Source organism: Nostoc sp. CALU 1950, assembly GCF_051172895.1.
Taxonomy (GTDB): Bacteria; Cyanobacteriota; Cyanobacteriia; order Cyanobacteriales; family Nostocaceae; genus Nostoc; species Nostoc edaphicum_A.
On record NZ_JBDNJQ010000243.1, the window covers coordinates 1 to 8,426 of the forward strand.

Genomic DNA, 8,426 nt, shown 5'->3' on the forward strand with positions numbered 1-8,426 from the left:
AAAGGGGTTCGGCTTCGCTGTATCTGCCTTGGGAGTAGTAGAGTAACGCTAGGTTATTGAGACTAAGTGCGATATCTGGATGTTCTTCTCCCAGAAGCTTGCGCCAGAGCGCCAAAGCTTGGATATAAAGGGGTTCGGCTTCGCTGTATCTGCCTTGGGAGTAGTAGAGTGACGCTAGGTTGTTGAGACTAAGTGCGACATCTGGATGTTCTTCTCCCAAGCGTTTTTTAGTGATTTCTAGACACTGCTTAAACCAAGGTGCTGCTTTGTCATACAATCCCTGACCATTATAAAATCGAGCGTTGCCGAGGAATGCCCAAATTAAATCATCATCACTGACATATTGAATGAGATTCTTTGCTACTTCTACTATGTGAGGTGTGGCGGGGGTGACATCGTTGATTTGCTCAAGGGTGGGTGAGTCAGGAATATCTTTAGCAACTGCTACCATTACCTTGCAAAAACTTCGCTTAAGTTCCTCTGCCTGTTCTAAACCTGTAAGCTTATATTGGAAAAATTCCCGCAACAGTGGATGCAATTGATAGATTCCCTCACCTTTACGCTGGAGTAAATGCAGATTCAGTAAGCTATCGTCTCTAATTTCTTCTAAATCTTCGGCATCTTCTTCTGGTAAACATTGTTCTACCAACTTCCAGGGTATGGGTGCGGCGGCAAATAAACTTAATAAACAGCCCAGTTGTTTATCGTCGTCCTCTAATTCCTGCCAACTCAACTCAAAGGCTGCTAACACACCTCGTTGTGCTGTCATGTCGGCTTCCGACTTAGATTTAGAGAGGGAACGCTCATCTAGTCGCTTGTTCTCTAAGCGTCGCAACATTTCTGCTAGAGATAAATCCTGTTTCTGCGCCAGATAGCGCCCCACTAATTCCACAGCTAAAGGTAAATATCCCAGCCACTCACACAACTGATTTGCTACAGATAATTCTCGCTCAATTCGCTCTGGTGTTTCTTTGAGCAAAGACCTTAATAACTCCAGCGCCGCCTCTGGTTGCAGCACATCCAAAGATAACTGTGCGATGCGTCCCAAGTTCTGGCGCGTAGTCATCAGCACTTTAAACCGAGAAGGTAGCGACTGTAAGTAAGGCTTGACTTGCTCGTAGTCGCTGACATCATCCAGCACTAGCAGCACCTCACCTTCACGCCAACGCCGCCAGCAGTATTGCACTTGCGCGAGTAAATCAAAATCTTCTGGCGGGTTTAAGTAAAGCTGAGTTCTCGCAAACTGCACAACTTGAATGCCGACATCCCCAGTTTTTGGTAGCAACCAGCAAATTCCACCTTTGTAAATTTCACGGTGAGCGATCGCGTATTGTAAAGCCAGTTCTGTTTTACCGACACCACCCATCCCAGCGATTGCAGCAATTGCTACCTGATTATTTTGCTGCAACATCTGGTATAGGGTTTGCAGTTCAGTTTCATGCCCAAAAAACCCCACCGCACCACTCAAGGGAAGATTTTGGGGTACTATAGTATGGAAATTTAACTTTACCCGTTCTCTTTCAGGCGCCTGTAACCAAAAATTAATGGTATTGCCAGAAATGGTATTAGTTTCACCTTTAATGTTTATTTCTTGCCAATTCCCAATGATTGCCAATTGAGATTTTGCTTCATTTACCAAAGCTTGAACTGCTTGAGCAATCTCAGGATCTTTATTTGCAGCTTCTTCTACTTGTTTAACCAGATATGCTTGACCATAATTTAGAGGTTGCTGTTGAGCTAATTCTATGGCACTTGCTGTTTTAGGTTCTTTTTTCCTCAGCAGTGAGAGCAATTTATTGCATTCTTCAAGTACTTTTTCTCTTAGCTTTTCTCCAGTCTTTTCAAAAGCTTTTCTGAGAATCAGAGTGGTTAATGCTACTGCTGGTAATGTTAGTGGACGATAGCTAAGTTCTAGTGCCTCTATTAACAGGGATTCTGCTTCAATGTAACGACCCTGATCCAAGTAAAGAGTTGCTAACTCATTCAAGCTGTTAGCTAATTCTTTATCTAAACCTAACTCTCTTTGCAGAGCTACAGTCTCTTTAAAATACCCTACTGCTAACTCTTGTTCTGTTTTGTAATCAGCAAACTGACCACTTTTGAGTTGATTAAGATATATTCTTCCCATTCGGGCGTAATAATCAGCTTGCTCAGGTTTTTTTGCGTACAGTCCCTGCTCAATCTGCACCTTTTGCGGTAGAAAACGGAATACACCCCTGCGCCAACTCCAAAAATCAGGAGCATGTTTACTTAGTTTGATCAAGACTTCGTTAGTTAGCCATAAAACTATGGGATAAAGAAATTCACGTAAACCTTCTCTTGTCCATTGTAAGTAACCGAAAAAAATTTCACGCTCGGAACTTATATCTTCCAGTTCCTTCAAAAAACCAAGCTTCTCAATCTCAGTTACCGTTATAACAGCTCTAGCATTATTCACTAGGTACTCATCTTTTTGCACTAGCTGTTCAATCGCATATCTTAAACTTGGTTCCCCTCGCGCTAGCTTTAGCCGATATGGATGAATATAAGATTGGACTTCAGCCTCATAACGCTTTATTATCTGATCGCGTAAATAACTATCATCACATACAGCAATGAGCAAACTCATTATTCCTTCACTAGCTTCTATAGAAACTAGCAATTCGTTATATTTTTGTTCATTTCCTTTTTCAAATTCTTTGGGTGTTAGCATTTTTTATAGTATTTATATTTAAATTAGTTTTCTCTCCCTTAATAGTTCTAAAACAATAGGATGAATATCATACCAATTTCTATAATCATGATATTCTATAACGTGTAATCCATGCAGTAATTCTAAAAAATATCCTTGATTCGGATCGTCTGGTTCATTAAATTGATAAATTTGCTGCAATATTTCATAGTCTAACTTGGTTAAAGGAGTAGCAAAATCATTCCGCAAATTATTAATTGCTTCTTCTAAAATAATATCATTTATAATCAAAGTTTCGTTATCTTTTATACGCCTAACCTTTCCCAAGCAAATTATGCAACATTCATTAGCAATACGGATTAACTCACGCAGAACGCCACCACTATATAAAACAATTTTTTCTGCTGTTTTAGTATCTAATATTGTTTCAGGAATACGTTTTTTTAAAATATCATATAAAGTTGTTTTTGCTTCCAAAATTGGGAGTATATTAGATTCACGGGTTTCTCCTTTATTTAATAACTTTACAACAGGTAATACGATTCTGTAATTTGTTTCAGTTTCAAGAATAGCTTTAAGAAACTTATCTCTCAAAGCGGCAATTGGAATAGTAAAAATAATTCTAAAATGTGGTAAACAAAGAGCCTTAATATTATCTTTAAAAAGGTCATTAATTTTTCCTAAATCTAATTTATCTAAATCATCAAGAATGACAATTATCTCCTTTTTAGTCTCAGTTTGAATAACAGCAGCTATTTCATTTATGTGTGATACTAATTCAGAAATTTTGTTTTGAAATTCTTGTTTTATTTCATTGCGAGTAACATTATCTGCTTTTAATTTAGCGCTGATGAACTTGAAATCAAAGCCTACTGAAGCGCTGCCTTGAAGCTTGTTTTCTTTTATACTAGTTTTGGTTGCAAACCATTTTGAAAAAACTTCTTTGATTGATTTTGGAATAGAAATTTGATGTTTTTCTGCTTCATGTATTAAGTTAACAGCAGTAGTAAATAGGATATTAATGTGGTTAACATCTGACATCTCAATCGTGTCTCCTATGGAGAAGAACACCATAAAGTATTGTTTTTCATATCGCCGACTAAAGTCAGCTAGTAATGTAGATTTGCCACACCCACGATGTCCTGTGAAGATAATCTTGCAATCACCAGAAGGACTATCATCAACCAATAGCATCAATTTTTCAATTATATTATTGCCATAATCTACTTTGAACTTGTCTAGTTCTTTTTGAGACAATAGAGGCTGAAGCTCTAAATTTCTGTAAGCTTCTCGGAATAATTCTAACAATAAATCTTTGGACATTAAAGGATTTACCATAAGCAAAAATTTCTAATAATACTAACATTTTGTAATATGAGCTAAATAATAAGATTTCTTTCTTAGAGTCCTGCAACCCGACCACAGGGACTCCGGTTTCACCTGATAAGAGTTTTGGGAGTACATTATCGCGGATACTGACAATAGTCTCGTTTTTTTTTAATCCTTGCTGTACAGTATTAGATTGCTGCACCAAATAGCCTATTCATTAAATGTCCCCGTCCGTCGGCTACCTGCGCGTCACGGAGCTTACAGAGTGACGCACAGATAAACGACCGACGAGGTGATCTTAACCCTGCCCCTTACTGGGTTGAAAACTTCACATCTTGGTAGCGCCATTCTGGAAATACCCAATTAATCGGGTTTGTCTCGTTTTCGACCTGACTGTATACTTTCTCCAACTTTGCCGCCGCCACTGTATCCCCCTGCTTTTGGTACAAATATGTGGCTGTTTTTAAATGGTTCAACCCTGTCTGGTTGAGTTTAGCTCCTACTGGCAGGTTCCGGGCATGATAGAACCAATTAAATAGTTGAAGTTAGCCAATAGAAAATGCGCTTTGGCAGAATTGGGATTAACTTTCAGCATCTGCTGATAAATGGCGATCGCTTCATTATTTTCACTTACCATTCGCCTCAGATAGGCGTAAATAGAAGGTTCGTGCAACCAGGGGCAACCAGTCATTGAAATCGTTGCCCAGCAAGAGGTTCAGCCATTATCCGTTTCTAATGATTGACCCCAGTTTTTCCCCCTTTACTATAAGTAAACTTAATATATATTTTTGATTGCATTTGACAAAATACTTAAAGTCTGTACAGAAAAAATTGGGACATTATAACGACAGATTCATTTATGCTTTGGGAGCAACTGGTATTTCCTGAACGGAGAAGATAATGAATGGTTAAACCACCTCAAAGTACAGAAGAACTTGTAGAAAATTGGACTCTTGTTCCCCAAGAATTAGAACTGGTTTTGAAGAAAGTTGGTGCAGGACAGATTGGTTTTGCCATTTTACTGAAATATTTTCAAATAATGGCTCGTTTTCCCGACTCAGAAGCAGAAATACCAGAAACTGTAATTACATACATAGCATCACAACTAGAAGCAGACCCATCATTGTATTCTTAATGTAGTAGAACGATGGAATGGGGTTAATGATTTTATTTTCTATGGTAAAGGTGGCGAATTTGCTTCAAATCGTCTGGAGAGTCAAGAGTTATCAGTGCTATCTTTGCATCTATTGCAGATATGTTTGGTCTATGTGAATACTTTGATGATTCAGAGTGTTCTAGAACAGAAGCATTGGCAGGAAAAGCTAACAGAAACCGATAAAAGGGCAATTACTCCTTTGATTTTCAGTCATGTCAACCCTTATGGTACATTTAAGCTGGATCTCAAAGAAAGAATTGCTGATTTAACGCAACAAGCAGTCGCTTAATCCCTCCAGAAGTTCTCAAATCTGTGAGGTGACATTTGGGTATAACGTATTGTGTGGTGTATATTCTTGTGTCCTAAGTAATCTTGAATTGCTCTGGTATCGTGACCTTGGGCTGCTAAATAGTAGCCACAAGCATGACGCAGTTGATGTGGATGAACCTCAAAGGGAATTTGAGCTAATTTTCCAGCTCTAGCTATAATATGGCGAATCAAACGAGTTGATAAAGGAGCTTTGCGTTCGGATACGAAAACATAGTTTGTATCAGGATAATCTCTATATATTTGACGTAAAGCTCTTAATTCGGGCGAACGCAACGGATGAATGCTGTCATGTCCATGTTTTACACGATGTATCTCTATATAACCTCCTACTAAATCTATTTGCGACCATTTCAGAGCCACTAATTCGGCTGTTCTAAGCCCGTGACGAAACATTAATAATATGATCGCTCCATCTCTAACAGGATGACGACCGATTTTTTTAGCTGCACGAATCAGGGCTTGGACTTCTGATGTGAGCAGATATTCTCTTTCCCTGATAGATGCTTTTTTTGGTGGAGGAGAAAATATCTTTGCCGAAAATGGAAGTTGGACTGCAATAGATAGCATGGGTCAATTCCTCATGCTTGCATATGTATCTTCATTATACTTTGCCTAAAATGAAACGAACTAGGCAAAGTTATCATTTGTATTTCTTATCAATCAAGGCTAAAAAATGGGTCATTTTTACAGAAATTTACAAGGTTGCCCCTGGTTGCACGAACCTTCTATTTACGCCAGATAGCAATTCATTTTCTGCTGAAGCTCGAAAGCCAAGTGATCGCTGCCAGTAGTCAAAGCATCTTTCCAGGATTTAAGAACTCGTGGCTCGGAGTCGGCGCAGCGAAGTGGCTCTTGCGGGCTTGCAGGATCTACTTGGCCTAACCAGTAATCTTTCTGCCCGTAAGAGCCACCGACTCCGAGAGCGAAGCGGTCACGAGTTCGTCGGTTCAACATGAGGTCATCGACTAAACCCTCGTCCCCGTTGCTTTTGCTCCAGTTCCTCTTGCTGCTGTCGCTGCTGTTCAATAAGAATCTCATTCCAAGTCAGCCCCGACGGTGGAATTCTTTTAGCCTGGGGCAGCATTTCCTGAACAACCTGAGCGGCTTGATTTCCTTGATCATCATTATTAAATGCCAGCCCAATTCTGCTGATATTTCTGAGGAGTTCAAAAGGCAAGTTATTTGGGTCATCCACTGCCATGTACATTGTTCTAACTGGTGGTTGCCCCTTGTGTCCGTCTCTGTCAATCTCTGCCATTGACAGCGCATCAATGGGGGAGTCACACAAGAATACTCTCTCAATTTTATCGTCAGGCTCTCCACCCAATTTTAAATGAAACCACCCCTCGGAGCGATCGCCTCCGGCGGGGCGTAGCCAGGAGCTGTTTTTAGGGTACTCAAAAGCGCGATTGTCTTGGCGGTGCGTATCCCAAACAAGTGCGCCTGACTTTTCACCGTTTAAATCCCGCTTGATAAACACAACCTGAGCCTGCTGATCTATATAAGCCAACCCCTGGCGTTGTAATGGTTGCACAAGAAAATTGGTTATACCGCGTTGCTGATTCAGGTAATACTGTAATACTTGCCTTTTGCTTTCATCCTCTGCTGGGGGCGTAAACTGGGGTGAACTCTGTTTTTCCTCTCTATTGGATGCCAGTTGATTGTTAGCGATTAGAACTAATGCTTTAGCTTCATCAGTAGTCCATCCGGCTGGACTGGCAAAGATAATTTCTTCAACCTCCTCAGATGGCTTATTATCTAATAATGCCCTCATAGCGATTTCTTTGTCTCGGTCAGTCACTAATAAGTCTTGCAAGTCGGTACTGTAATACTGATATAACTCGGCTGAAAGATTATCTTTCAGCTTTGGTTCATCTGTGGTTATAGTTGGAGTTTGATTAAGAGCAATTGCGTCTACTGTTGTTTGCGATCTATGCAGTTGCTCCAAATAAACAATCGCTGCTTCCAGGTCGTCGAATATGGTTCTTCCGGCTGATAGCTGCTGCTGATTTTGAGAAAGTTGTTGTGTTAATTCTAATACTGTTTCAGTTAAGGCTGAAGAGACAGTCGATTGCTCAACATAATCAGAAATTGATAAGATAGCTCTTTTCTCTAGATATGATTGTAACTCATTCGCAAGCGCTGCATCCAGGTCATTGAATGTAGTTTTAGCTGTAACAAGTTCCTCTTTGTATTGAGAAAGTTGTTGTGTTAATTCTAATACTGTTTCAGTTAAGGCTGACTCGACAGTTGATTGCTCAATGTAATCAGAAATTGATGAAATGGCTCTCTTCTCTAGATATGATTGTAACTCAGTCGCAAGCACTGCATCCAGGTCATTGAATGTAGTTTTAGCTATAATGAGTTCCTCTTTGTATTGAGAAAGTTGTTGCGTTAATTCTAATACTGTTTGGGTTAATGCTGATTCAACAGCCGATTGCTCAATATAATCAGAAATTGATGAAATGGCTTTTTCCTCTACATGGGATTGTAACTCATTCGCAAGCACTGCATCCAGGTCATTGAATGTAGTTTTAGCGGTAATGAGTTCCTCTTTATATTGAGAAAGTTGTTGCGTTAGTTCTAATACTGTTTGGGTTAATGCTGATTCAATAGTTGATTGCTCAATATAATCAGAAATTGATGAAATAGCTCTTTTCTCTGTATGGGATTGTAACTCTTGAGTAATCGCCGCGTCTAGTCCGTCGAATGCGGTTCTTCTTGCTTTTAGCTGCTGCCGATATTGAGAGAGTTGTTCTGTTAATTGTGGCAACGTTTCACTTAAGGTTGACTCAACTACTGACTGTTCAATAAAGTCAGCAATTGCATCCACTGTTCTTTGTGATAAGAGTTGTTGCTCCACATCAGCAATCGCCGCGTCTAGGCCGTCGAATGCGGTTCTTCTTTCTTGTAGTTGCTGCTGATAAAGAGACAGTTGTT

Annotated in this window: 6 protein-coding genes and 2 pseudogenes; 2 read left to right on the plus strand and 6 right to left on the minus strand. The window is 39.8% G+C overall.

The window, feature by feature from the left end:
• From ABF638_RS35425 to ABF638_RS35440, 4 genes are all read right to left on the minus strand, one after another.
• Positions 1-2,692 (minus strand): tetratricopeptide repeat protein (locus ABF638_RS35425; RefSeq protein WP_435027459.1); only part of this gene is annotated, 2,692 nt, incomplete at its 3' end.
• A gap of 18 nt (positions 2,693-2,710) precedes the next feature.
• Positions 2,711-4,009: an ATP-binding protein gene (locus ABF638_RS35430; protein WP_435027460.1), complete on the minus strand. Its 1,299-nt coding sequence runs from the start codon at positions 4,007-4,009 to the stop codon at positions 2,711-2,713.
• A gap of 302 nt (positions 4,010-4,311) precedes the next feature.
• Positions 4,312-4,476, minus strand: coding sequence for a hypothetical protein (locus ABF638_RS35435; RefSeq protein WP_435027461.1), 165 nt, complete (start codon positions 4,474-4,476; stop codon positions 4,312-4,314).
• A gap of 23 nt (positions 4,477-4,499) precedes the next feature.
• The gene (locus ABF638_RS35440; RefSeq protein ID WP_435027462.1) at positions 4,500-4,691 is read right to left on the minus strand and encodes a hypothetical protein; all 192 of its coding nucleotides are present in this window, start codon (positions 4,689-4,691) and stop codon (positions 4,500-4,502) included.
• Positions 4,692-4,904: 213 nt separating this feature from the next.
• Here ABF638_RS35440 and ABF638_RS35445 point away from each other — a divergent pair, with 213 nt between their 5' ends.
• Together ABF638_RS35445 and ABF638_RS35450 are read left to right on the plus strand one after the other, a co-directional pair.
• Positions 4,905-5,135: a DUF4158 domain-containing protein gene (locus ABF638_RS35445; protein ID WP_435027463.1), complete on the plus strand. Its 231-nt coding sequence runs from the start codon at positions 4,905-4,907 to the stop codon at positions 5,133-5,135.
• Positions 5,131-5,445 (plus strand): annotated as a pseudogene (locus ABF638_RS35450) (Tn3 family transposase); the annotation flags it as partial. The gene ABF638_RS35445 and the pseudogene ABF638_RS35450, both read left to right, overlap by 5 nt.
• On the opposite strand, the gene ABF638_RS35455 reads toward ABF638_RS35450, so the two are convergent.
• Both ABF638_RS35455 and ABF638_RS35460 read right to left on the minus strand, forming a co-directional pair.
• A complete protein-coding gene (locus ABF638_RS35455) occupies positions 5,442-6,053 on the minus strand; it encodes a tyrosine-type recombinase/integrase (protein WP_435027464.1) in 612 nt (203 codons plus the stop codon). The pseudogene ABF638_RS35450 and the gene ABF638_RS35455 sit on opposite strands and share 4 nt — an antisense overlap.
• 391 nt (positions 6,054-6,444) lie before the next feature.
• Positions 6,445-8,426: pseudogene (locus tag ABF638_RS35460) on the minus strand (hypothetical protein); the annotation flags it as partial.